Origin of the sequence: Frigoribacterium sp. Leaf415 (assembly GCF_001424645.1) — a bacterium.
Lineage (GTDB): Bacteria > Actinomycetota > Actinomycetes > Actinomycetales > Microbacteriaceae > Frigoribacterium.
Genome location: NZ_LMQR01000001.1, coordinates 382,140 through 404,796, shown reverse-complemented (window position 1 = coordinate 404,796; position 22,657 = coordinate 382,140). Strand labels below are relative to the sequence as shown.

Below are 22,657 nucleotides of genomic sequence, written 5' to 3'. Positions count from 1 at the left end.
CGGCTGTCTCGATAGGTCAATCCGAAACTGATCTGAATGAACGATCCCCTATCGGACGGGTAGACCCTGCGGCGCCTCCGGAGTTGTACCTAAGCGGGCCGGCGCGCCTTGAGTTCTCGACGCAGGTTGAATGCGGAGAAAAAATAGGCGACAGCAACCAAGACGTAGAACGGGCCTACGACTGCTGCGGACAGACCCAGCGGCCCCGAGGGCTCCGAGAACATCAGTGCCAACGCATAGAACACCGCGATGACACCCATCACGAGGCTGGACACGATGCCACCAGACAACTTCCACGCCGGCCGCCGTTGCTGCACCGGCTCGCCCTCACCTCTGAACGTCCGGCCGCAGAAGACAACGAGCGCAACCGTGACGACGAGCGCAGCAGTCACAGCCCCGACCTCGCCGGCTATGAAGACAGCCCCGAAGCCGAAAAAGACGCTGAGAACCATTCCGGACACGACGACACCAGCTTTCGTCGATGCCGACGTGATGCGGATTGCCACAATCTCGTTCCTGCCCACGGTTGACTAACTATCCGGTAAGTGGACCGACCGCTGCGCGATCGACTATCGGGTGGAATCGCGAGGCGCATCAAACGCCTCATTCACTTGCCGCTGGCGTGAACGCGCTACGAGCGAGTCGGCCGCGACAGCAGCAACACCGAAAAGTGCTCCGAGGGCTCCCACGACCCATCCGTTCCATCCCAGCCCGACGCCAGCGATGCCGACGAAGAGCACCACCGGGACGATGGCTATGCGCGAGACCATGAGCAGATCCTGGCAGAAGAATGTCCTGGCAGATGAGCGATGATCGATCGGCTAGGGCACATTTTCGCGTTCCCTGATGTGTCCACGTCGGGTAAGAAGAGCCATGCGTCTTCAGCCTGTCCAGCGCAACCTGGACCTCACGACTAGCCTCCCGCCTCACGAAGTGGCCGGCCGTGTCGCTGACTTCCTTCACGAGCTGACTCACCGGCCCACGACGACCGCTCGCACGGGCATCGTGAAGGCGGGCTCTCGACTCGCCTACCGAATATTTGGCGGCGTAATGAATGCCGGCAAGAAGCGACTTCCCATGATCGTCAGCTGGTCGATCACGGAGAACGGGAGTGGCAGTGGTATCCACCTCGAGATGAAGAGCGACGAAGGCACTTACGGATTTGCCACCAGGTGGCACTATCAGGCCTACGAACAGCGTTTCACTCAGCTCGAGAGGGACCTTCAAAGCCGCTTCGCCTGACCTCACCGGCCCTGTCCGGAACCCGATCGCCTATCGAGACAACGACACTCTGCGGAAGCCGAGGCGCTCCTCCTCCATCTACGAAGATGTGCAAACGCCTCCCTGCAGCATTAGGCAGCGTTGCCTCAACACCTGTAGACCAAGGAGATGCGTATAGATGACGGGCGGCCTGTCCGGGTCGATCTTGGCCCTCGCCCCCGCTTCATCTGGTGGGGACAGGACGTCGACGACGAGACACGAGATGCCATCGCAACCCAAGCCGCCCTCGTCGAGACCTTCCCCACTGAAGACGCGGCACGTCGCCATGCGGAGCAGCAGTCCTGGCCGAGCGGCCCGCCGGAGGCCCTCAGCATCGTCGACGTGCGTGGGGTCAAGGACTACCTCGATCGCAAGGTGAACAAGCTCAACGAGGCGGCGGCCCTCACCTGCATCAACTTGGCCGACGATGTCCGCTACTCACTGCACCTCCCCCGGTCGCGATCCAGGGCCGCGCAAGCCGTCTACGACAAACTGGTCGAACGACAGTTCCCGTACCTCACCGATGACAGCCGCTCGAAAGCGCTGAACAGATGGAGCTCGCAGGAACTAGGCCAGCTCCAGAAGATGCTGAGTTCTTCGCTGCGCTGCTTGGAAACAGGCCTCGCTGAGCCCTGGAAAGCCATCCCCTACCGGGCACCCTCCTGTTGATGCGCCACGGAAGTGGTGACGGCTTCCCAGAGGATCTCGCCGTCGATGAGCGTCGACGTGGGCACGAGCCCGAGCCGATCGGCTGTTCGCGCGGACGCCGTGTGGTCGGGGTGGACGTAGGCCTGCAGACGCCCGACCCCCATCGAAGTCAGCCACGACACGACGGCGGAGGCTGCCTCCCCTGCGAGACCTCGGCCCTGTTCCGACGGCGTGACCAGCCACGCCATGTCAGCGACGAGGTCAGCGCCCTCGCATGTGAGCGTCGCCTGGACGAAACCGACGGCCGGCCCGCCCCCAGCAGATCGGATGATCCAGTTCAACCACGCCGCACGTCCATCCTCGGACTGACCTCGCAACTGGCGGCGGTAGCGCTTGTCGAGCTCCTCGAGCGTCGGAGGCTCCCCGCCCGTGAACTGGTACAGGTTCTGAGGTGCCAGCGCGACCACCATCTCGCCCGCATGCTCCACGGCGAGCGGCTCCAGAGAGAGACGATCCGTTCGGAGGGCATCAGCTCTGGGCCACGACGTGCTCCGAGCTTTGCAGGTCGACCGGACACCCATCGCCTAGCGAGACACGGGGCAGGGCTCATAATCAGTGCATGAGTAGACGCTGGTCCTTCATCGTGGTGGTGAGCGCCCTAGTCACCCTCTTCGCAGGCTTGGGGGTCGTGGCCACTGGCCAGGCCTACGGTTGGCTTCTTGTTGCTACAGGTCTGGTCAATACGGTGTTGGGCGTCGTTAGCTACAAGAAAGCTGTCCGGCAAGAACCTGAACTGCAGTAGCCGATCAACCATCGGACGCTGCCGCACGTCGACCGTTTTCTCGAGCTGCGCTGACCTGACCGTCTTGATGGGTCAGTCCGAAACGCATCTCGGTGAAGCATCGTCTATCGGGCGGTTTCATCCATGCCGCCAGAGGGCGATCTGCGTTTTCTACTCAGGATGAACGTCGCGAGCCCGAGTAGACCTGACGCGGCGGCGAGCACGCCGGTGAAAATAACGGCCCCGTCGCCGTCCGCTAACGCAAAGCACAACATTGCCAAAACCAGGCTTAGAACCGACACAACGACCCCGAGCCATTTCAACCTGCCGACACTTCTCATGCGCTCAGGCTAGTTAAGGGACCTTGCCCCGGCAGACGATCCCCTATCGGGCGCTCTCGAGAACATCGGTCGTCTGCCAAGATCACGACGTGGATGCACTCGACCCAGCTGAACGCGCCGCAGTGAAGCGTGTTCGAGGCCAGCTACGGCAGCGGCTGCACCGTGACCCCGGCAACCTCCCTGCCCGCGCGGAACTCGCGAGCCTACACAGGGCTATGGGACAGCTGGACCAGGCAGGACGGTGGGGGCTTCTCGTGCCCGGCCTTGCCACCTCAGCAGAGAAACAAGCCTTCGCCGTCTGGATGGCCCGGACCCAAAAGCCGGGCGAACCAGAGCATGACCGGTTGCTCAGGCTCCTGTTCGTTCCAAAGACCTTTTCAGCCTCCCTGATCGACCCCGCCGACGCGATCCTGCAGTTTGAGGCACAGCTCCAACGCGAGATACGACGACACGGGCGAGCATCGACCACGAACCTCGCCACCTGGTTCGGCAACACCCTCGTGGGTATCATCGGCGCGATACTTATCGGCACGCTCCTAGGCAGCGCCTTGGCTGCGACTCATGCACTCGGGATCGCAACCGAATCACCCCTACTCCGCATGAGCTTCTGGCCCATGACTTGGACAGAACTGTGGGTCAAGACGACCTTCCTCACCCTCGGTCTGATCGCGATGGTGATCGTCGGTTCAATGATCACGCTGACAGTCCGGCTCCCCAGCGTGATCCGGTATCGCGCACGGCAAGCGCAGCGCCTGAAGAAAAGGAACGAGCGCCTCGACCGCGTGGCCTGATGACGATCGTCTACCGGGACACGCTCATGACTCGAGTCGTTGATGATGCAAGGCAAATTCGAGGGTGCTAGCGCGGCCGGCGGCCACGCCGGCGCTAGGGTCAGGGCATGAACGAGGTCGACCGCGAACTGCTCCGCCGGGCTGAGGCGGAGGTGGCAGCGCTGCCCCACCGTGACTCCCTCGCGAACCCGTCTGCCTGGTCGAGTCAAGGCCCCGCCGCCGATACCGAGCCGACCGGTCGGGCTCGATTGCTCGCCCCGATGACCCTCTTCGTCTGCTTCGTCACCGCCTGCGCCGAGGGTTCGTGGCTCTGGTTCTCCGCCGCAGAATGGACCTCTATCTTGTGGTTTGCCGTGCCATTCCTCCTGATCGCCTCCGTAGTGCTCGCACTCATCGCCGGAGCGCTAGGCGGCCACGCCGGCCGGTGGGCCGCCGTCTGTGGCGGCATCGCGATCGTGCCGCCCTTCTGTTTCGTGGTGTCGCTGCCCCTCGCGCTTTTCACGTAGGCCGCTGCGACTTGCGCCGCGGCAGCCCGGCGGCCTCCCGGTAGCCGATCCCCTACTGGGGTTAGGCCGTCCAGCTAGGTACGGCATAGGCGTTGATGAGGCGGACTTGAAGGCCGCGGAGGGTGCGGAGGGTTTCGCCATCGTCCAAGCCGGTGACCGTCTCCCACTCGTAGCCGGCGCCCACGACATCAGACATGAACACGATCTCTGTGGCGAGGAGAACCCGTTTCCAGTCAATCCGGCGCAATGGAGCCTGCTGCTCCAGACGAGCCTCTAGCTCCTTGGCTACAGCGAAGAAGTCGGCCTTGCTCGCGAAACCCATCGCGATGGCCATCGCGTCTTTCAGACTCGCAGGACCACCCCATTGGAAGAGCCCTTGCTTCAGCACTTGCCGCTCGTAGTCCGTCAGCTCGACATGCACTAAGTCGGAATCAGCCCGGCCTCGATACTCATTCATGATTGCTCCCCTCGTTGGATCGCACGGTAGACCGTCGACCGGGCGACGCCGAACAGCTCGGCGATCTCGCTCGTGGTGTGGGCACCGGTGCGGTGCAGTTGCACGAGGTGCTTCTCCTGCGAGGGGGTGAGCTTGGGCTTTCTACCTCGGAGCTTGCCGGCGGCCTTGGCGATCGTCATGCCCTCCCGGGTGCGGGCACGGATGAGGTCGGCCTCGAACTCGGCGACCATGCCGAGGACGTTGAACAGCAGCCGGCCGACCGGGTCGGTGGGGTCGTAGACCGCTCCCCCAAGATTGAGCGCGACACCCTTCTTGGTCAGCTCGTCCGCGATGTCGGTCGCGTCCCGCAGCGATCGAGCAAGGCGGTCGAGCTTCGTGACGACGAGTACGTCGCCCGTGCGGCACGCCGCTAGGGCCTCGCGAAGGCCGGGCCGGGCTCGAGTCGTGCCCGATAGGCCGTGGTCAACATGCACGTGTTGATCGTCAACACCGAGTGCTGCGAGACCGTCACGTTGTGCTGCGAGATCTTGTCCAGAGGTCGAGACGCGGGCGTATCCGATGAGCATCTGATGACTGTAGCGTTCAGGCCCCCTTTACCGGGCATTTTTGCGGGACAGGCATACGCGAATCCGCAGGCCAGGCGCCAGTTGACTTTAACCAGCCAAGGGCAGCTTGAGCAGGTGTCCCGATGAACGACCGGCTGTCGCGCCACCTTCTGGTCTCGAGAACGGGAGAGGCATTCCCCTGACGAAGGGGCTCGTGGATATGTCTCCTGGTGGTGCCTCCGTCAGCACGGGAAGGCGCCATGGGCTGGCTCGAACAACGTCGAGCGCCTCGCCGTCTGATCGGTCGCGGTCGCGGTCGGGGTGGCCGCGCGTCGGTCGTGTTCGACGCCGGACAGCTCACCAGCGGCACTCTGCGCCGGCGAGCGCCGCCCTCATCGGCGAGCGACGCCCTCATCGGCGAGCGACGTCATGTCGGGCCTCTGCCGAGGCTGCGGCCGTATCGACGTCGACGATCCACCGCGCCCGAAGTCACTCCTGCCGCCCGCGGCGACGCCGCACGCACCCGGAAGGCGCCAGAAGAACACAGAGCGAGAAATGGCCCTTCCCGAAGGGAAGAGCCATTTCGATGCGGAGGATAGGGGATTCGAACCCCTGAGGGCTTGCACCCAACACGCTTTCCAAGCGTGCGCCATAGGCCACTAGGCGAATCCTCCAGGGCGGGCACACGGCGAACCGGCGCACGACCGAGACCAGCGTACCGGACTCCACGGGGCCCGGCGGACGCCCCCGTGTCGCTGCTGAGCTTGAGGCTCCCTCATGGCTACCGTCAGGGCATGACCGACGCGCACCGCCCCTCCTCGGAGCACCTCGACGCCGCCGCCCTGCCGCCGCGCGCCCGCACCGTCGTCGCCGCCCTCCGCGCCGCCGGCGCCGAAGGCGAGGTCCGCGAGTTCGACGAGTCCACCCACACCGCCGCCCAGGCCGCCGCCGCCCTCGGCTGCGACGTGGGCGCCATCGCCAGCAGCCTGGTGTTCCGCACCGGGGACGAGGCCCTGCTCGTGCTCACCAGCGGCGCGCACCGCGTCGACACCGAGCTCGTGGCATCGGCGCTCGGCCGCGGCCCGATCATGCGGGCGAACGCCGACCAGGTGAAGCGCGCCACCGGCCAGGTGATCGGCGGCGTCGCCCCGGTCGGCCACCCCAGCCCGGTGCGGACCCTCGTCGACACCGCACTGCAGTCACACGACGTGCTCTGGGCGAGCGCCGGCACCGCCAACACGGTCTTCGCCACCACGTTCGACGAGCTCGTGCGCGTGACCGGTGGCACCCCGGTGCGCGTCGCCGCCGACGACCTCTGAGACCGGCACCCGCGGTCGTCGACGTCGGCGGCCACCCGTAGCATCGACGCATGCCGCCCCTCACGTCCGCCCGCGTCGACGCCTGGCTCTGGGCCGTCCGGCTCTACAAGACCCGCTCGGCCGCCAACGCCGCCTGCCGCGCCGGTCACGTGCGGGTCAACGGCGAGCGCGTCAAGGCCGCCCAGGCCGTCCGCCCCGGCGACGAGGTCCGAGCACGCATCGCGGGCTTCGAGCGCATCGTCCTCGTCAAGACCTGCCTCGTGAAACGCGTCGGCGCACCGGCCGCGGCCGAGGCCCTGACCGACCTCACTCCCCCGCCACCCCCGCGCGAAGAGGTCGCCGCCGTACCGGTCCGCGACCGCGGCGCCGGGCGCCCGACCAAGCGCGATCGCCGCGAGATCGAGCGCCTCCGGGACCGCGCCGAGAGCTGACACCCGCTCGACTCCCCCGATCGCGGGCTCCCCGCACTGGGGTGGACCGGTCCGGTATCTGTGCGAACGCATCGTCTACGCTGAGGGCACGGCGCTGCCCCGACAGCAGCAGCCTCGGGTCGGGGGACTCGGGGTCACGCCGAACCCTGGGGGACGACATGAGCACGACCGACGCGGCGATGCCGACCGAGCGCGGCACCGTCACCGTGCGGCCGCGGCGAGAACTCGCCCGGGGCGCCACGCTCACCGGCGTCTTGAGCCTCTCCCCCGTGCTGGTCGCGGTGCTCTGGCTCACCCTGCCGACCGGCCACCAGTCCGGCGTGCTGGCCGTCACCGGCGGCGTCGTCGTCATGGGACTGCTCATGTACTGGCGCTACCGCCTGTCGTACGCGGCCGTCACCCGCACCGAGTTCGTCAAGCGCGGCTGGCTGCCCGGCTTCGTGCGACTGCGCCGCGACGAGATCGACTCGCTCGTGCTCGTCCGCACCTACCGCGACCACTCGACCGAGACCGCCGCGCAGCTGCTCGCCCTCGACGACGAGGGACGCCGCCTGTTCCGCATGCGGGGCACCTACTGGTCCGAGGCATCGGTGGACGCCGTCGTCGACGCGCTCGGAATCCCGACGACCGTCCTGCCCCGCCCGCTGACCCGCCGCGAGTTCTTCGCGGCCTACCCCGACAGCCCCTACTGGTACGAGAGCCGCCCGTGGATCGGCGCCACCGTCGCGGGCAGCCTGTTCGCCCTGGCGACCGGCACCCTCGTGCTGCTCTTCCAGGCGTTCGGCAGCGGCGCCTGACCCCATACGCCGGACGCGGGCGCGGCCGGCTCGGGGATCAGCGCCGGCGCAGTGTGCCGAAGATACCCTTGACGACCTCGCGAACGACCGCCTTGCCGGCGCTCGACCCGAGGACCTCGCCGAGCAACCCCCCGGTCGACCCGGCCCGCGACGAGCGGGACCCCGAGGAGGCGCGGGTCGTCGCCCCACGCCCGGCACGGGCCTTCGCGGCCGCCCGCTCGGCCCGCTCGAACTCCTTCTGCTGACGTTCGTACTCGGCCTGGGCGGCCTTCCGCTCGCGTTCGGCGGCGGTGACGGCCTTCGCGTCCGCCCTCTCGCGGGCCGCGGCCTCCTTCAGCTGGGCGTCGATCGTGGCCTGACGAGCCGCGGCGTCGGTCCGCTCGCGCTGGTCGAGCGCGGCCGCCTCGAGCTTGCGGGCCAGGATCTCGCGGGCCGAGTCACGGTCGATCGACGCCCCGTAGGCGGCGGTCAGCGGAGAGGCGGCGACGGCGGCCGTCATGACGTCGGCGGGGGTCGGCGACATCGAGCCGCGCGGGGCGCGGAGGCGCGTCCACGCGACCGGGCTGGGAGCCCCCTTCTCGTTCATGACCGTCACCACCGCCTCCCCGGTGGCCAGGGTGGTGAGCACCTCGGCGAGGTCGTAGTCGCTCGTCGGGTACGTCGACACCGTCGCCCGCAGGGCCTTCGCGTCGTCGGGCGTGAAGGCGCGCAGCTGGTGCTGGACGCGTGAGCCGAGCTGGGCGAGCACCTCGCCGGGGACGTCCTTGGGGGTCTGCGTCACGAAGACGATGCCGACGCCCTTGGACCGGATCAGCCGCACGGTCTGCGTGATCTGGGCCAGGAACTCCTTCGACGCGTCCTCGAACAGAAGGTGCGCCTCGTCGAAGAAGAAGACGAGCTTCGGCTTGTCGAGGTCGCCCACCTCGGGCAGGTCGTTGTAGAGGTCGGCGAGCAGCCACATCAGGAAGGTCGAGAACAGCGCCGGCTGGTCGTGCACCCCGGGCACCTCGAGCAGGCTCACGACGCCGCGACCGTCGTCGGCCGTGCGGAGGAACTCGGCGGTGTCGATCTCGGGCTCGCCGAAGAACGCGTCGGCCCCGCGGTCGGCGAAGGTGATCAGCTCGCGCAGGATGACCCCGACGGTCTGCTTGCTCAACCCGCCGAGTCCCTCGAGCTCGCCCTTGCCCTCGTCGCTCGTCAGCCAGGTCAGCACGGCCCGCAGGTCGGCCAGGTCGAGCAGCGGCAGACCGGCCTGCTCGGCGTAGTGGAACACCAGGCCGAGGCTGCTCTCCTGCGTGTCGTTGAGGCCGAGCACCTTGCTGAGCAGCAGCGACCCGAAACCGCTGACCGTGGCGCGGACCGGCACGCCGGTGCCCTTGCCACCCAGGGCGAAGTACTCGGTCGGCGCGGCCTGCGGCGACCAGTCCTGGCCGATGCCCCGCGTGCGGGCGAGCAGCTTCTCGTTCGCCTCGCCCGGCGTCGCGATGCCCGAGAGGTCGCCCTTGACGTCGGCCGCGAACACCGGCACCCCGGCCGCCGAGAGCTGCTCGGCGAGCACCTGCAGGGTCTTGGTCTTGCCCGTACCGGTCGCCCCGGCCACGAGGCCGTGCCGGTTCAGCATCGCCAGCGGGATGCGCACGGGCACGTCGACCCGCGCCTCGCCGTTCACGAGGGCGCCGAGCTCGAGGGCGGGACCGTCGAAGCCGTAGCCCGCGCGCACCACGTCGACCGCGGCCTCGTCGAGCGGCCCACCGGGCGGGGTGGGGAGGCCCTCGACCGGGGTGCCCGCGACCGGCTCGGGTTCGGTGAGCCCGGCATCGGCCGCGGCGTCGGCGACGTCCGCCTCTGCGGCGGCCTGCTCGGCCCCGGCCTGCTCGGCCCCGGCCTGCTCGGCCCCGGCCTGCTCGGCCCCGGCCTGCTCGGCCCCGGCCTGCTCGGCCCCGGCCTTCCCGGCCTCCGCCTGCTCGGCCCCGGACGCAGCCGCCTCGGTCGCGAGCCGCTCTGCCCGCGCGAGTGCCGCCTCCGCGTCCTGCTTCGCCTTCTCGGCGGCGGCGACCGCAGCCGCGGCCTCCGCCCTGGCCTGCTCGAGCGCGTCCGTCATGCGGCCAGCCTAGGCATCCTGAGCGCCGCGGTCCGGGCGAGTTCGGCGACACCGGGCCACGCCGCACGCCCGCCTCGCACGGACTCGCCCGCGGTCGACCGTGCGTGCGACGCCGTCAGGCCGGACGCCCCTGCCAGATCCAGCCGCGACCGCGCACACGCTCCTGCTCGTCGAGCAACCGGTGCGCGACCGGGGCCCAGAGCACCACCGCGACCCCGGCGCCGATCAGGAGCCCGCCGATCGTGTCGGTCAGCCAGTGCGCGCCGAGGTACGTGCGGCTGAGCAGCATCAGCACCGTGTAGACCACACCCGCGACCCACACCCAGACGCGTCGCAGGATCACCCCGAGCACGACGGCCAGCGTCGCGGCGTTGGACGTGTGCCCCGAGGGGAACGAACCGTAGTCGCTGACCACGAGGATGTCCTCGGGCCGGGCACGACCGAACGTGTGCTTGACGACCTGGACGACCCCGGCACTGACCGCGCAGGCGGCGATCCAGTAGAGCGCGGCCCACGGGCGACGGCGCAAGAGGAACACCGCGGTGACGCCCAGCGGGACGACGAAGACGCCGACCACCCCGGCGCCGATCGAGTTGAAGATCAACGAGGGGACGTCCCAGAACGGGCTCCGGTGCTCGACCAGTTCGCCCATGAACCGCTCGTCGACGCCGATCACGCCCGCCCGGGCCGTGATCACGATGCCGAGCAGCAGCACGACGCCGATGGCGCCGAGCGCACTGAACACCCACCACCGTCGCTGCACACGGCGGGCCACCCGTTCTTCGGACGGGGAGGCGGGCTTCGGGGCGAGCGGGTCGGTGCGCATCCCCAGACGGTACCGGGAGGCGCGGGTCGGCGACCGACGACCACGACGCGCGGGTCGGCGACCGCGACGCGCGGGTCGGCGACCGGGAGGCCCGGGTCGGCGACGGACGAGCAGGAGGCGCGGGTCAGCGACCGAGCGCCGGCACCGTCCGCGGGCGCACCAGCAGCCAGAGGCTCGCGATGGCCACGCACGAGGTGGCGACCATGACGCTGCCCATCGGGACGGCCGAGCCGATGCCGAGGAACCCGACCACGGGCGAGATGAGTCCCGCCAGGCCGAAGTTCAGCGCGCCGAGCAACGACGCCGCCGTGCCCGCCTCTTTCCCGTGGTTGGCGAGGCCGAGCACCTGGACCTGCGGGAACGAGAATCCGCAGGCCGCGATGAAGAACCACAACGGCACGAGGATGCCCACGAGCCCGGCACCGAGCGAGTCGAGCACGACGATCGCCGCGGCCGCGAGCAGCAGCACGACCGTCGAGCAGGCGAGTATCCACTGCGGCCCGATCCGACGGGCCAGCCGCGAGCTGATCTGCACGCCGGCGACGATCCCGAGCGAGTTGATCGCGAACAGGTACCCGTACTGCTGGGCGTTCAGCCCGTACACCTCTTGGAAGAGGAACGACGACGCCGAGAGGTACGAGAACAGACCCGAGAAGACCATCGCCCCGATCAGGGCGACGCCGACGAAGATCCGGTCGCTGAAGAGCACCTTGTAGCGCTGCCCGAGGGTCGTGTGCCCGGCCTCGTGCCGTCGCGCGGGCGGCAGCGTCTCGACGATCAGGAAGATGGCGGCGATGATCACGAACGCGCCGTAGGCCACCAGGAATACGAAGATGCCCCGCCAGCTCGTGAAGGCCAGCAGCTGCGATCCGATGACGGGCGCGACGATCGGGGCGAGCCCGTTCACCAGGGCGAGGCGCGACAGCATGCGCACGAGCGGCAGCCCACCGAACAGGTCGCGCACCGTCGCCATGGCGACGACGCCACCGGCGGCGGCCCCCATGCCCTGCAGCACCCGGAACACCGCGAGCAGCTCGATGGTCGGCGCGCTGGCGGCTCCGATGCTGGCGAGGATGTGCACGGCGGTCGCCACGATCAACGGCGTGCGGCGCCCGACCTTGTCGCTCCACGGGCCGACCAGCAACTGGCCGACGCCGAACCCGATGGTCGTCGCCGTCAGGGTCAGCTGGATGACCCCGCTGTCGACCGAGAAGTCGCGGCTGAGCTGGGGGAAGGCCGGCAGGTAGAGGTCGATCGTGAACGGCCCGAGCGCGGTGAGCGCGCCGAGGACGACGACGTAGACGAGCCGCTGGCGGCGGGTCAGGGAGTCACCCGGGTGGACGACGGTGGTCACGAGGCAGGTCCTGTCTGAGGGGTGGTCACGGCGGGGTGGTCACGGTGGGGTGGTCGGGCTCGGCGACCGCGAGGAGGCGCGGCCCCGACGAGCGGGACGGCTCGCGGATCGAATCGATGCGACCGCGCCGACGCGCACGACCACCACGTGGTTCGAGGGGGGTGGGAGGACGGCGCCGGTGCACGACACCCGTCGCTTCCCAGCCTATCCCGGTCGCGCACCGGGGCGACAGCCCCCGCGCCGTGCCGTCACGACGCCCCGGCCCGGTCTAGGCTCGACCGAGCCCGGGACGCGATCGTCCCGTGCGGGCACTCGAGGAGGAACGTCCATGGTCGACGCGCGCATCGTCCAGACCACCAAGGCGCTGCACACCGCGATCGTCGAGCTCGCCTCGACCCGCGCCGTGTCGAGCATCTCCGTCGCCGACGTCACGCGGGCCGCGGGCATCAACCGCGCGACGTTCTACAGTCATGCGACCTCGCCCGGCAGCTTGCTCACCGCGGTCCTCACCCCCGAGCTCGACGCCATCCGCGACGAGGACCACGCGCTGCGGCTCGAGGGCCGGGCCGACGGCTCCGATGCGACGCGTCGCGCGATGGAGAAGGTCGTCGACCACGTCGTGCGCTACCGCGAGATCTACCGCCTCGCCCTGCCCGACCCGCTCGACGCCTCGATCCACCAGGCGCTGGCCCGCCACTTCGAGGAGTCCAGCGTGCAGCACCTCGGCACCCTGCCCGCCGGCAGCCTGCCCGAGGGGCTCGCGGTGCACATCGCCGCCGGCCACCTCGCGCACGGGCTCGTGGGCGCCATCGAGGCCTGGCTCGGCGGCAAGCGCACGAGTCGACGCGCCCTGCTCGACACCATGAACCTCATGCTGCCCACCTGGTGGGGCTGACCCGCCGCGGTCCCGGCTCTGCCGAACCGTCCGCGCGTCGAGACGCCTAGGAGGCGCGCAGCAGTCCCGGCCCCACGCGCAGCACCCCGTCGGTGAGCGGTTCGCAGCGGACTCCGCCACGCCCTCGCAGGGCACGGAACGCCCCCGTGCCGAAGACCACGTCCATCCACGCGCACGGGTTCGCCGCCCGGTTCGCCCGGAACGACACCGGGCCGTCACCCGTGTCGAGGTCGAACTCGTGCCCCACGAGCGCGTCGACGTCGACGCCGCGCACGACCACGTTGCGCCGCGTCAGGGCGGCTTCGAGCACCGTGCCCTCGGGCAGGTCGAGCACACGGGCCACGTGCTCGAGCTGCTCGGCCGCGAACAGCGTGACCGACGCGCCGCGGTGCGCGGGGGCGTTGAAGTAACGATCGCCCACGATGCCGAGGTGGGCACGCACGGTGACGGCGTCGTGCGACTCAGGCCCCGTGGTCGGGGCCGGGGCCGGGCCGTCGGCGGGGCGGCCGACGTAGCGGGACCGGGGCGACGCGAGCAGCAGCTCGACCGTGACCGGCGTCGCGGACGCCGCCCGCGCCTCCTGCGCTCGTCGGTCGGTGTCCACGGACGCACGATACCGCCCACCGACGACGACGGCCGGGCACCCCGTGCGGGGTGCCCGGCCGGTGCCGGTGCTGCCGGACGGCAGCGAGGGTGTTACTTGGTGAGCGGCTCGAGCGTCGTGTCGTTGGCGTACGCCTCGGCGGCGTTCTCCTTGGTCACGATCTGCGGGGGCAGCAGGTAGGCCGGGACGACCTTGCTGCCGTTGTCGTACGACTTGTCGTCGTTCGTCTCGGCCTTGTCGCCCTTGCTGAGCGAGCTGACCATCGCGACGGCCTGCTTCACGAGGTTGCGGGTGTCCTTGTTGATGGTGGAGTACTGCTCGCCGGCCATGATCGACTTGACCGACTCGACCTCGGAGTCCTGACCGGTGACGACCGGGATGTCCTTGCCGGCCTGCTTCACCGAGGTGATGATGGCGCGGGCCAGGGTGTCGTTCGGGCTCAGGACGCCGTCGAGCTCGGTGGAGCCGTAGGTGCTGGTGAGCAGCGAGTCCATGCGGCGCTGGGCGTTCTCGGGCTTCCAGCCGTCGGTCGCCGTCTGCTTGATGTCGGTCTGACCCGAGGCGACGACGAGGGTGCCGTCGTCGATCTTCGGCTGCAGGACGCTCATCGCGCCGTCGAAGAAGACCTTCGAGTTGGCGTCGTCGGACGAACCGGAGAACAGCTCGATGTTGTACGGGCCCTCGGCCTTCTTGGCGGCCATGCCGTCGAGCAGGGCCTGACCCTGGAGCTCGCCGACCTTGAAGTTGTCGTACGCGACGTAGTAGTCGACGTCCTCGGTGTTGAGGATCAGGCGGTCGTAGGCGATGACCACGGCGCCGGCGTCGTGGGCGGCCTTGACCTGGGTGCCGAGCTGGCCACCGTCGGCGGCACCGATGATGATGACCTTGGCGCCCTTGGTGACCATGGACTGGATCTCGTCCTGCTGGTTCGCGACGGTGCCGCTGGCGGCCGCGTACTGCACGTCGGGCTTGAAGCCGGCGTCGGTGAGGTCCTTGGTGAACAGGTCACCGGCGAGGACCCAGTTCTCGCTCGTCTTGGCGGGCAGGGCCACGCCGATGGTCGAGCCGGACTCGAAGCCCGAGGCCGCGTCGCCCGAACCCGCGTCGGTGCGGGCCGAGTTCGAGCAGCCGCTCAGGATCAGCGTCGTTGCTGCGGCGACCGCGAAGGTCGTCAGCGCGAGTTTGCGCATGCTGTGTCTACTTTCTCGTTGTGAGGGGTGGTGCCGTGTGGTCGCCCGCGGTGCGGACTCCCGGTGGAGGCGCGCCCGGCCGTCGATGGACGGGCGCGCGGGTGGTGGGTCTAGTTGGGCGTGGTGGCCTTGGGACGCTGCACGTCCGAGAGGTCGCCGTTCGGGGTGAGGGCGGGCTCGGTCGTCTCGGCGTCACGGCCGACACCGCTCTGGGCGCCCGGCGTCAGGTCGGAGGCGGCGATGCCGTTCTTGTCGCGGCGCAGGCCCCGGGTGAGGAAGCCGGTGATGGACGGACGGCCCTGGCTCTTGTTGTAGACGTCGACGGCGACGGCGATCAGCAGCACGAGGCCCTTGATCATCTGCACCTTGTCGGAACCGACACCCATGAGTTGCAGGCCGTTGTTCAGCACGGCGATGACGAAACCACCGACGATCGAGCCGGTCACGGTGCCGATGCCGCCCGCGACGGCCGCGCCACCGATGAAGACCGAGGCGATGGCGTCGAGCTCCCAGTTGAGGCCGTCCTGCGGGCCGGAGGCACCGGCACGGGCGACGTAGATCATGCCGGCCAAGGCCGCGAGCACGGACATGTTCATCATGACGAAGAAGTTGATGCGCTTCGCCTTGACGCCCGAGAGCTCGGCGGCGTGCGAGTTGCCGCCGACCGCGTAGATGTGGCGACCGAAGATCGTGTTCTGCGTCACGAAGCCGTAGACCAGGACGAGCACGCCGAGGATGATGCCCGAGATCGGGAAGGACGTGCCGACACGGCCCCCGGCGAAGAGGGTCGCCGCGTAGGCGACGATCGCGACGAGCACGACCAGCTTGACGGCGCTGACCCAGAGGGGCGCCCGCTCGGAGCCCATCTTCTGCTGGATGCGGCGCAGACGGAACTCGTTGTAGACCACGGCGACGATGATGACGAGGCCGAGCAACAGGGTCGCGTTGTTGTAACCGGTGTTCGGACCGAACTCGGGCAGGTAACCGGCACCGATGACCGTGAAGCCCTCGGGCACGGGGATGGTGTCGGCGTTGCCCACGAACTGGTTGGCACCGCGGAAGAGCAGCATGCCGGCCAGCGTCACGATGAAGGCGGGGACGCCGACGTAGGCGACCCAGAAGCCCTGCCAGGCGCCGATGACGACGCCGACGACGAGGCCGAGCAGGATCGCGGCGCCCCAGGGCAGGCCCCAGCTGTCCATCGCCTTGGCGACGACGATGCCGCTGAAGGCGGCGACCGAACCGACCGAGAGGTCGATGTGGCCGGCCACGATGACCATCACCATGCCGATGGCGAGGATCAGGATGTACGAGTACTGGCTGACCAGGGCGATGAGGTTCGTGGGCTGCAGGGTGAGCCCGTCGGTCAGCACCTGGAAGATCAGGATGGCCACGACGAGCGTCGCGATCATGCCGAACTGGCGCGCGTTCGACGTGTTGCCGCCGAACACCTTCTTCAGGTCTTTGATGCCACTCATGCGGCTTGCTCCTTCTTCTTCGAGGTCATGGTTCGCATGAGCGTCTCGGCGTCGGCCTCGGAGGCCTCGATCTCGTTCGTGACGGTGCCCTCGAAGATCGTGTAGATGCGATCGGAGAGCCCCAGCAGCTCGGGCAGCTCGGACGAGATGACGATCACGCCTTTGCCCTGCGCCGCGAGCTGGTTGATGATGTTGTAGATCTCGAACTTGGCGCCCACGTCGATGCCTCGCGTGGGCTCGTCGAGGATGAGCAGGTCGGGGTCGGTGAACATCCACTTCGCCAGGACGACCTTCTGCTGGTTGCCGCCCGACAGCTTGGCGACGCCCTCGTCGACCGTGGGGGTCTTGACGCGCAGGCTCTTGCGGTAGTCCTCGGCGATCGAGTGCTCTTCGTAGGTGTTGACCACCGACGCCTTCGAGATCTTGGTCAGCTTGGCCGCGACCGTCGAGCGCTTGATGTCGTCGAGCAGGTTGAGCCCGAGCACCTTGCGGTCTTCCGACACGTAGGCCAGACCGTTGTCGATCGCGTCCGAGACGTTCTTGATCTCGATCTTCTCGCCGTCCTTGACGATCTCGCCCGAGACGAACTGACCGTACGAGCGACCGAAGATGCTCATCGCGAGCTCGGTGCGACCGGCGCCCATCAGGCCGGCCAGGCCGACGATCTCGCCCTTGCGGACGGTGATGGACGAGCCCTTGCAGACGAAGCGTTCGGCGGTCTGCGGGTGGCGCACCCACCAGTCCTTGACCTCGAAGAAGACCTCGCCGATCTTCGGCGTGCGGTCGGGGAACCGACTGGCCAGGTTGCGGCCGACCATGCCCCGGATGATGCGGTCCTCGTTGACGCCGTCCTCTTTCACGTCGAGCGTCTCGATGGTCTTGCCGTCGCGGATGATCGTGATGGAGTCGGCGATGGCCTCGATCTCGTTGAGCTTGTGGCTGATCATGATCGACGAGATGCCACGACCCTTGAGGCCGCGGATCAGGTCGAGCAGGTGCTGCGAGTCGGCCTCGTTCAGGGCGGCGGTCGGCTCGTCGAGGATCAGCAGCTTGACGTTCTTGTTCAGTGCCTTGGCGATCTCGACGAGCTGCTGCTTGCCGACGCCGAGGTTCTTGATGGCGGTGTCGGGGTCGTCCTTCAGGCCCACGCGGGCGAGCAGGTCGATCGCCTTCGTCTTGGCCGCGCGCCAGTCGATGGCCCCGAAGCGGGTCGGCTCGTTGCCGAGGAAGATGTTCTCGGTGATCGAGAGCTCGGGGATCAGCGCCAGCTCTTGGTGGATGATCACGATGCCCTGCGACTCGCTCGAGCGGATGTCGCGGAAGCGCATCTCGGCACCCTGGTAGACGATGTCGCCCGTGTAGGTGCCGTAGGGGTAGACGCCCGAGAGGACCTTCATCAGCGTCGACTTGCCGGCGCCGTTCTCGCCGCAGATGGCGTGCACCTCACCGGCGCGGACCTGCATCGACACGTCGTCGAGCGCCTTGACGCCCGGGAATTCTTTCGTGATGGAGCGCATCTCGAGGATGACGGGAGAGTCAACGCCCATGCGGGGCACCCCCGGGGATGTGGCTGCTCGCGAGCTGCTCGCTCTGCGTCACGGCACTGGGCACGTCGTCCTCGACCTTCGACCTCGTCGTCGTCCGCCGGTGATGTGCACCGACGGGCTTCCTGTGATTCGTCGCCGCCGTGCCGGGCCGTTCGTCGAGCCTGGCGAAAGGTGCCGGACCCGCCGAATGTGACCGTTCACACTGCGACTGGAGCAAAGCTAATCCCGAGAGGGGGTGCTGTCAAATGCCGATGCCGATCCGTTATCGAACCCGGTCCGACCGACGCTCGCCGCGCCTCCTGACGGCCCGTCTCGCCGTGTGGCACGGGGCCGGTCAGAGGAACCAGGGACGCGAGGTCGACCCGCGCACCACGAGTTCCGGGGGGATCAACGTGCGGTCGACGACCGTGCCGCCCTCGAGCTCGGCGACGACCAGTTCGACGGCGCGCCGACCGATCAGGGCGAAGTCCTGACGCACGGTCGTGAGCGGCGGCCAGAGATGCGGCGCGGTCGGTGAGTCGTCGAAGCCCACGACGCTGACCTCGCGCGGCACGTCGACGTCGGCCTCGCGGAAGGCGTGCAGCAGCCCGACGGCCATCAGGTCGTTGGCCGAGAACACGGCGGTGAAGTCGCGGCGACGCAACAGCTCTTGCCCGGCCGTGTAGCCGAAGTCGGCGGTCAGGTCGCCGAGGATCGGCGGCTCGATCGACAGCTCGGCCTCGCCCATCTCGAAGAGGAAGCCCTGCATGCGCTCGTCGGCCTCGATCCAGTCCTGCGGACCGGCGACGTGCACGATGTGCCGGTGGCCGAGGTCGATCAGGTGCCGGGTGGCGAGACGCGCCCCCTCGAACTGGTCGACCGAGAGGCTGTGCGCCCGGGCACGCTGCGTCGAGTCGAGCGCGACGATGGGCACGTCGAGGTCGAGCTCGTCGATCACGTCGAAGAACTTGCGTTGCGGGGCGATGACGATGATCGCCTCGACCGCCTGGTTGGTCAGCAGCTGCAGGCTGGCCCGGACGTCGTCGGACGCCGTGGTCGTGCTGGCGATGCTCAACCGGTAGCCGGCCGTCCGGGCCTCTCCCTCGATGGCGTTGACGATCGTCTGCGGCCCGAAGTGGACGTTCTGCAGGGTGAGCACGCCGATGGCCTTCGACCGGCTGGTGACCAGGGCCCGAGCGGCCTGGTTCGGCCGGTAGCCGATCTCGTCGATGACGTCGAGCACCTTCTGCCGGGTGCTCGGCCGGATGCTCGGGCTGTCGTTGAGCACGCGCGAGACGGTCTGGTACGAGACCCCTGCGAGGGCGGCCACGTCGCGGATGTTGGGAGCACGCACCTTGTCGATGTCAGGCTTCACCGTCGCTCCGTCGCTTTGTGACCGGGTGATGTGACCGTACACATCGTCGTCCGGAGACCATTATGCATTCCCCGGAGGTCACCGACGTCCCGTCCGGGGGTCACCGACGCGTCCTGACGAGCGACCGTCGGCGGAGCGCCGACGCGATCGGCGGGCAGGAGGCGCGGTCACCGACCCCGGGGCACCGCACGGCCGCTGAGGGCGAGCGCCAGCACTGCCACGCCCGTGCCGACCGCGAAGCAGGCCACGAAGGCGATCGGGCTGGACGCCCCGCCGAGCAAACCGAAGGCGGCCCCGGTCAGCGCCAGCGCGACGGCCGAGCCGGTGGAGTCGGCGATGGTCAGCGCCGAGCTGTTGAACCCTCGCTCGGAGTCGGTCGAGAGGGCGAGGACGAGCACCGAGAAGCGCGGGTACATGAACCCCATGCCGAACCCGGCGACGGCCCAGGTCGCGATGAGGAAGGCCGGCGGCAGGTGGAACAGGGGGGTCAGCGCGGCGACGACGACGCCGAGCAGCACCAGGACGATGCCGATGCGGATGCCGTCGCGTTGGGCCACCCGGTCGCCGAGCCGCCCCTGCACCCAACTGGCGAACGCCCAGCCGAGCGCCCCCAGGGTCAGGGTGACGCCCGAGGCCGAGGCGCTGAAGTCGTATTCGGCCGAGAGCATGTACGGGATGTAGACCTCGCTGCCGAGGAACGCCGCCCCGACGAGGCCGCGCAGCAGCACCAGGGTGGGCAGCCCCGGGGCGGCGCGCAGCGTGCCGGGCGGCAGCAGGGGCCTCAGGGCCACGGCGAGGACGACGACCGCCACGACGATGACGACGACGGTGAGCCAGGTCGGGAACTCGGACACCAGGTTGAGGGCCAGCACGCCGAGGGCCGCGCCGACCGACCAGAGGATGCGGCCGATGCTCCAGGGCACGCGCTGCCCGCCCTCGGCCACCACGGGCGGAGGGACGCGACGCAGGCTCGGCAGGACGGCGAAGAACGCGGGGACGGCGAGGCCGAGCGCCCCGAGGAAGACCCAGTGCCAGCCCACCGTCTCGGCCACGACGCCGGCGACGAGCGGCCCGACGAGCCCCGGCACGACCCAGGCCGCGGCGAACCCCGCGAAGATCGACGGGTGCAGGCCCGGCGGGTAGAGCCGGGCGACCATGACGTAGAGCCCGACGATGACCGCGCCCGAGCCGACGCCCTGCACCAGGCGGCCGAGCAGCAGCACGACCATGTCGGGCGCGGTGCCGACGACGAGCAGCCCGACGGCGAACAGCAGCATCGACGCGATCACGACGACCCGGGGCCCGCTGCGGTCGGCCCAGTTGCCGGCCAGAACCATGCCGACCAGGCCCGAGGCGAGGGGCGCGGCGAAGCTGAGCGAGTAGAGCGCCTCGCCGTCGAGCTCGCGGCTGATGATCGGCATGATCGTCGTGACCGCGAGCGACTCGAACGCCGCGATGCCGATCAGCGCGCACATGCCCAGCGTGGCCAGCCGGTAGCGACCGCTGAGCACGCCCTCGGGGCGGGTGCTCACGGTGGCGTCGGTCATGCGACGAGCCCAGGCCGGGTTCAGAGTCCCCTCTCGACCTCGGCGCTGATCGACACCGTGCCCCCGAGGACGACGACGCCCGTCGGCCGCAGTGACGTCAGGCGGTCGCGGATGGTGGCGGGCAGCGCGTTCGACGGCGTGAGCAGCACGGGAGCGCCCAGGCGACCGGCGACCGGCGCGCCGGCGAGCGCGTCGGGGAAGGCCAGCCCGTTCGCGAGATAGACGGTCGACGCCCCCTGGGGGAAGGCGACCTCGGCGATCCGGGCCGAGGTCTCGAAACGGTCGGCGCCCGCGAGCCGCTGGACGGGCGCGATCCGGGCCAGCTGGTCGGCCACGGCCGGCGAGACCGACAGGTCACCGCCGAGGACGACGATCTTCGCCGGACGCAGACGGGCCAGCTCGGTCTCGGTGGCGGGGGGAAGTGCCGTCGGCGACGTGAGGAGCATGGGCCCCTTGTCGGTCCCCGCGGCCAGGGCACCCCCGGACAGCGCATCGGGGAAGTTCGTGCCGGCCGCGACGTAGGCGGTTCCGCCTCGGCCCGTGGGGAACGTCGATCGCGACACGAGCGCCGACGTCGCGTACCGGTCGGCTCCGGAGACCCTCGTGACGGACCGTCCGCCGATGAGGGAGCGCAGTTGGGTGGCGACGCCCTCGGTGATCGCCGACGTCCCCCCGATGACGACGATCTCGCGGGGGTTCAGCTCGAGCAGCGCGGCCTTCGTGGCGTCCGGCACGAGGGTCGACGTGACGAGCAGGACGGGCCCGCCCCGATAGCCCGCCGCCGCTCCGGCGGAGAGCGCGTCCGGGAAGTTCTCGCGGCTGGCCACGAAAGCGACCGGGACGGAACCGCGCACGCCGGCGCTCCCGTCGACCGTGACCGACGGGGTGAAGGCGCTTGCCGCGACGGTGCCCGCCGTGGCGTACGCGTCCGCACCGGCGAGACGCCCGACGCTCGTCCCGGCCTGCCGGGTCAGGGCGGCGAGGTCGGCTGCCGACCCGTTGAAGACGTCCTGGTTGCCGGGGAACGGCGAGCCGTCGGTCTGGGACCACTGCCAGAACGTCCACCGGGCGAAGGACGACGTCGGAGGTGTGACCGGCGTGTCGGTCGTCGTCGAGGGGTAGTAGGCCACGAAGAGCCGGTCCTTGGGGAACGCCGTGCTGTTGCCGGTGCACGTGGCCCAGAAGTCCTGGTTGGTGTAGATGATCGGTTGCACGCCCGTGCGGGCGACGACCGTGCCGATCCAGGCCTGGATCCACATGACCATCTGGGTGTTCGAGAGCCCCCAGCACCGTCCGCCCTGGCGGTCGGGTGCGGTGGAGACCTCCATGTCGAGCACCGGCGGCAACATGCCGGGCTCCCACGCGGTGGAGTTGTCCAGGAAGAACTGCCCCTGCGCGGCACCGGACGAGTAGAACGGCAGCGCGTAGTGGTAGAACCCCGCCGTCAGCCCCGCGGCTCGGGCACCGGCGAACTGCGCGGATCGGTACCGGTTCGTGCTCCCGGTCGGGGCGCCGTTCGTGTAGGTGCCGGGCACTCCCTCACTGGCTTTGACGAAGGTGAACCGGGCACCCGCCCTCGCGGCGGCCGCGAAGTCGGGGTTCGGCTGGTACGAGCTCACGTCGAAGCCCGGCAGGCCCGCCGGCGGGGACACCGCGAGTGCGCGAGCCACACTCCGCTCGGCGGCGGAGGCGCCCAACTCGTGGTCGGCCGAGGAGTCCTGCTGGCCGAGGCTCGGCGACGGCGGCACGTCGGCCTGGGCTGCGGTCGTGCCGGTCACCACGAACGAGGCGACGATCGACGCGACCCCGACGGCTGACCAGAGACGGCGATTGGAACGGAACACACGACCCCCTGACGGACGATGGCACGACCTTCGTCGCCCCC

Annotated in this window: 22 protein-coding genes and 1 tRNA gene; 8 read left to right on the top strand and 15 right to left on the bottom strand. The window is 69.3% G+C overall.

Features of this window, described 5'->3' with window-relative positions:
* Positions 1–89: 89 nt before the first annotated feature.
* On the bottom strand, positions 90–506 hold the full coding sequence (locus tag ASG28_RS01965; protein WP_157485610.1) for a hypothetical protein: 417 nt from the start codon (positions 504–506) through the stop codon (positions 90–92).
* A gap of 427 nt (positions 507–933) precedes the next feature.
* Between ASG28_RS01965 and ASG28_RS01960 the strand changes: the two genes are divergently transcribed.
* Both ASG28_RS01960 and ASG28_RS01955 read left to right on the top strand, forming a co-directional pair.
* On the top strand, positions 934–1,242 hold the full coding sequence (locus tag ASG28_RS01960; protein ID WP_235497080.1) for a hypothetical protein: 309 nt from the start codon (positions 934–936) through the stop codon (positions 1,240–1,242).
* 147 nt (positions 1,243–1,389) lie between these two features.
* Entirely contained in the window at positions 1,390–1,929 is a 540-nt protein-coding gene (locus ASG28_RS01955) for a hypothetical protein (RefSeq protein WP_055971415.1), read from the top strand.
* Here the strand turns inward: ASG28_RS01955 and ASG28_RS01950 are convergent.
* Positions 1,908–2,489 carry a GNAT family N-acetyltransferase gene (locus ASG28_RS01950; protein WP_055971412.1) on the bottom strand — a complete coding sequence of 194 codons (582 nt, stop codon included), beginning with the start codon at positions 2,487–2,489 and terminating at the stop codon, positions 1,908–1,910. The genes ASG28_RS01955 and ASG28_RS01950 overlap by 22 nt on opposite strands.
* 756 nt (positions 2,490–3,245) lie before the next feature.
* On the opposite strand from ASG28_RS01950, the gene ASG28_RS01945 reads away from it, so the two are divergent.
* The gene (locus ASG28_RS01945) at positions 3,246–3,821 is read left to right on the top strand and encodes a hypothetical protein (protein ID WP_157485609.1); all 576 of its coding nucleotides are present in this window, start codon (positions 3,246–3,248) and stop codon (positions 3,819–3,821) included.
* Between the two features lie 107 nt (positions 3,822–3,928).
* The gene (locus tag ASG28_RS16320; protein ID WP_157485608.1) at positions 3,929–4,327 is read left to right on the top strand and encodes a hypothetical protein; all 399 of its coding nucleotides are present in this window, start codon (positions 3,929–3,931) and stop codon (positions 4,325–4,327) included.
* 61 nt (positions 4,328–4,388) lie between these two features.
* Here ASG28_RS16320 and ASG28_RS01935 read toward each other — a convergent pair whose 3' ends face one another.
* From ASG28_RS01935 to ASG28_RS01925, 3 genes are all read right to left on the bottom strand, one after another.
* On the bottom strand, positions 4,389–4,784 hold the full coding sequence (locus ASG28_RS01935; protein ID WP_056051096.1) for a hypothetical protein: 396 nt from the start codon (positions 4,782–4,784) through the stop codon (positions 4,389–4,391).
* A complete protein-coding gene (locus ASG28_RS01930) occupies positions 4,781–5,350 on the bottom strand; it encodes a recombinase family protein (RefSeq protein ID WP_055971402.1) in 570 nt (189 codons plus the stop codon). Before ASG28_RS01930 ends, ASG28_RS01935 begins: the two co-directional genes overlap by 4 nt.
* Before the next feature lie 568 nt (positions 5,351–5,918).
* Positions 5,919–6,003 (bottom strand) — tRNA-Ser (locus ASG28_RS01925).
* A 120-nt stretch (positions 6,004–6,123) separates the two neighbouring features.
* On the opposite strand from ASG28_RS01925, the gene ASG28_RS01920 reads away from it, so the two are divergent.
* The 3 genes from ASG28_RS01920 (at position 6,124) to ASG28_RS01910 (ending at position 7,876) form a co-directional block, all read left to right on the top strand.
* Positions 6,124–6,648 (top strand): YbaK/EbsC family protein, encoded by a 525-nt coding sequence (locus ASG28_RS01920; protein ID WP_082454239.1) that lies wholly within the window; start codon positions 6,124–6,126, stop codon positions 6,646–6,648.
* A 50-nt stretch (positions 6,649–6,698) separates the two neighbouring features.
* A complete protein-coding gene (locus ASG28_RS01915; protein WP_055971399.1) occupies positions 6,699–7,079 on the top strand; it encodes an RNA-binding S4 domain-containing protein in 381 nt (126 codons plus the stop codon).
* A gap of 158 nt (positions 7,080–7,237) precedes the next feature.
* The gene (locus ASG28_RS01910; protein ID WP_055971397.1) at positions 7,238–7,876 is read left to right on the top strand and encodes a hypothetical protein; all 639 of its coding nucleotides are present in this window, start codon (positions 7,238–7,240) and stop codon (positions 7,874–7,876) included.
* Between the two features lie 37 nt (positions 7,877–7,913).
* Here ASG28_RS01910 and ASG28_RS01905 read toward each other — a convergent pair whose 3' ends face one another.
* From ASG28_RS01905 to ASG28_RS01895, 3 genes are all read right to left on the bottom strand, one after another.
* Positions 7,914–9,977, bottom strand: a complete 2,064-nt coding sequence (locus ASG28_RS01905; RefSeq protein WP_055971394.1) for a helicase HerA-like domain-containing protein — start codon at positions 9,975–9,977, stop codon at positions 7,914–7,916.
* 115 nt (positions 9,978–10,092) lie between these two features.
* The gene (locus ASG28_RS01900) at positions 10,093–10,803 is read right to left on the bottom strand and encodes a phosphatase PAP2 family protein (protein WP_082454237.1); all 711 of its coding nucleotides are present in this window, start codon (positions 10,801–10,803) and stop codon (positions 10,093–10,095) included.
* A 124-nt stretch (positions 10,804–10,927) separates the two neighbouring features.
* Positions 10,928–12,157 carry a multidrug effflux MFS transporter gene (locus tag ASG28_RS01895; RefSeq protein WP_055971391.1) on the bottom strand — a complete coding sequence of 410 codons (1,230 nt, stop codon included), beginning with the start codon at positions 12,155–12,157 and terminating at the stop codon, positions 10,928–10,930.
* A gap of 328 nt (positions 12,158–12,485) precedes the next feature.
* Between ASG28_RS01895 and ASG28_RS01890 the strand changes: the two genes are divergently transcribed.
* Positions 12,486–13,052 carry a TetR/AcrR family transcriptional regulator gene (locus ASG28_RS01890; protein ID WP_055971387.1) on the top strand — a complete coding sequence of 189 codons (567 nt, stop codon included), beginning with the start codon at positions 12,486–12,488 and terminating at the stop codon, positions 13,050–13,052.
* 46 nt (positions 13,053–13,098) lie between these two features.
* On the opposite strand, the gene ASG28_RS01885 is transcribed toward ASG28_RS01890, so the two are convergent.
* The 7 genes from ASG28_RS01885 to ASG28_RS01855 all read right to left on the bottom strand — a co-directional run bounded on the left by ASG28_RS01885 (position 13,099) and on the right by ASG28_RS01855 (position 22,616).
* Positions 13,099–13,656 carry an MOSC domain-containing protein gene (locus ASG28_RS01885; RefSeq protein WP_055971384.1) on the bottom strand — a complete coding sequence of 186 codons (558 nt, stop codon included), beginning with the start codon at positions 13,654–13,656 and terminating at the stop codon, positions 13,099–13,101.
* Between the two features lie 92 nt (positions 13,657–13,748).
* Positions 13,749–14,846 carry a substrate-binding domain-containing protein gene (locus ASG28_RS01880; protein ID WP_055971380.1) on the bottom strand — a complete coding sequence of 366 codons (1,098 nt, stop codon included), beginning with the start codon at positions 14,844–14,846 and terminating at the stop codon, positions 13,749–13,751.
* Positions 14,847–14,956: 110 nt separating this feature from the next.
* Entirely contained in the window at positions 14,957–16,324 is a 1,368-nt protein-coding gene (gene mmsB, locus ASG28_RS01875; protein ID WP_055971377.1) for a multiple monosaccharide ABC transporter permease, read from the bottom strand.
* On the bottom strand, positions 16,321–17,871 hold the full coding sequence (mmsA, locus tag ASG28_RS01870) for a multiple monosaccharide ABC transporter ATP-binding protein (RefSeq protein WP_055971374.1): 1,551 nt from the start codon (positions 17,869–17,871) through the stop codon (positions 16,321–16,323). The genes mmsB and mmsA overlap by 4 nt, the downstream gene beginning before the upstream one ends.
* Before the next feature lie 334 nt (positions 17,872–18,205).
* Complete coding sequence (locus tag ASG28_RS01865; RefSeq protein WP_235477471.1) at positions 18,206–19,225, bottom strand: LacI family DNA-binding transcriptional regulator; 1,020 nt, start codon at positions 19,223–19,225, stop codon at positions 18,206–18,208.
* Positions 19,226–19,392: 167 nt separating this feature from the next.
* Positions 19,393–20,772 carry an MFS transporter gene (locus ASG28_RS01860; protein ID WP_055971370.1) on the bottom strand — a complete coding sequence of 460 codons (1,380 nt, stop codon included), beginning with the start codon at positions 20,770–20,772 and terminating at the stop codon, positions 19,393–19,395.
* 20 nt (positions 20,773–20,792) lie between these two features.
* Positions 20,793–22,616 (bottom strand): cell wall-binding repeat-containing protein, encoded by a 1,824-nt coding sequence (locus tag ASG28_RS01855; RefSeq protein ID WP_055971367.1) that lies wholly within the window; start codon positions 22,614–22,616, stop codon positions 20,793–20,795.
* Positions 22,617–22,657 lie beyond the last annotated feature (41 nt).

Bases quoted from the DNA above. Each gene is read 5' to 3' on its own strand.
- ASG28_RS01955 (WP_055971415.1), top strand. From the start codon at position 1,390: ATGCGTATAGATGACGGGCGGCCTGTCCGGGTCGATCTTGGCCCTCGC.
- ASG28_RS01950 (WP_055971412.1), bottom strand. From the start codon at position 2,489: ATGGGTGTCCGGTCGACCTGCAAAGCTCGGAGCACGTCGTGGCCCAGA.
- ASG28_RS01945 (WP_157485609.1), top strand. From the start codon at position 3,246: ATGGGACAGCTGGACCAGGCAGGACGGTGGGGGCTTCTCGTGCCCGGC.
- ASG28_RS16320 (WP_157485608.1), top strand. From the start codon at position 3,929: ATGAACGAGGTCGACCGCGAACTGCTCCGCCGGGCTGAGGCGGAGGTG.
- ASG28_RS01935 (WP_056051096.1), bottom strand. From the start codon at position 4,784: ATGAATGAGTATCGAGGCCGGGCTGATTCCGACTTAGTGCATGTCGAG.
- ASG28_RS01930 (WP_055971402.1), bottom strand. From the start codon at position 5,350: ATGCTCATCGGATACGCCCGCGTCTCGACCTCTGGACAAGATCTCGCA.
- ASG28_RS01920 (WP_082454239.1), top strand. From the start codon at position 6,124: ATGACCGACGCGCACCGCCCCTCCTCGGAGCACCTCGACGCCGCCGCC.
- ASG28_RS01915 (WP_055971399.1), top strand. From the start codon at position 6,699: ATGCCGCCCCTCACGTCCGCCCGCGTCGACGCCTGGCTCTGGGCCGTC.
- ASG28_RS01910 (WP_055971397.1), top strand. From the start codon at position 7,238: ATGAGCACGACCGACGCGGCGATGCCGACCGAGCGCGGCACCGTCACC.
- ASG28_RS01905 (WP_055971394.1), bottom strand. From the start codon at position 9,977: ATGACGGACGCGCTCGAGCAGGCCAGGGCGGAGGCCGCGGCTGCGGTC.
- ASG28_RS01900 (WP_082454237.1), bottom strand. From the start codon at position 10,803: ATGCGCACCGACCCGCTCGCCCCGAAGCCCGCCTCCCCGTCCGAAGAA.
- ASG28_RS01890 (WP_055971387.1), top strand. From the start codon at position 12,486: ATGGTCGACGCGCGCATCGTCCAGACCACCAAGGCGCTGCACACCGCG.
- ASG28_RS01880 (WP_055971380.1), bottom strand. From the start codon at position 14,846: ATGCGCAAACTCGCGCTGACGACCTTCGCGGTCGCCGCAGCAACGACG.
- mmsB (WP_055971377.1), bottom strand. From the start codon at position 16,324: ATGAGTGGCATCAAAGACCTGAAGAAGGTGTTCGGCGGCAACACGTCG.
- mmsA (WP_055971374.1), bottom strand. From the start codon at position 17,871: ATGGGCGTTGACTCTCCCGTCATCCTCGAGATGCGCTCCATCACGAAA.
- ASG28_RS01860 (WP_055971370.1), bottom strand. From the start codon at position 20,772: ATGACCGACGCCACCGTGAGCACCCGCCCCGAGGGCGTGCTCAGCGGT.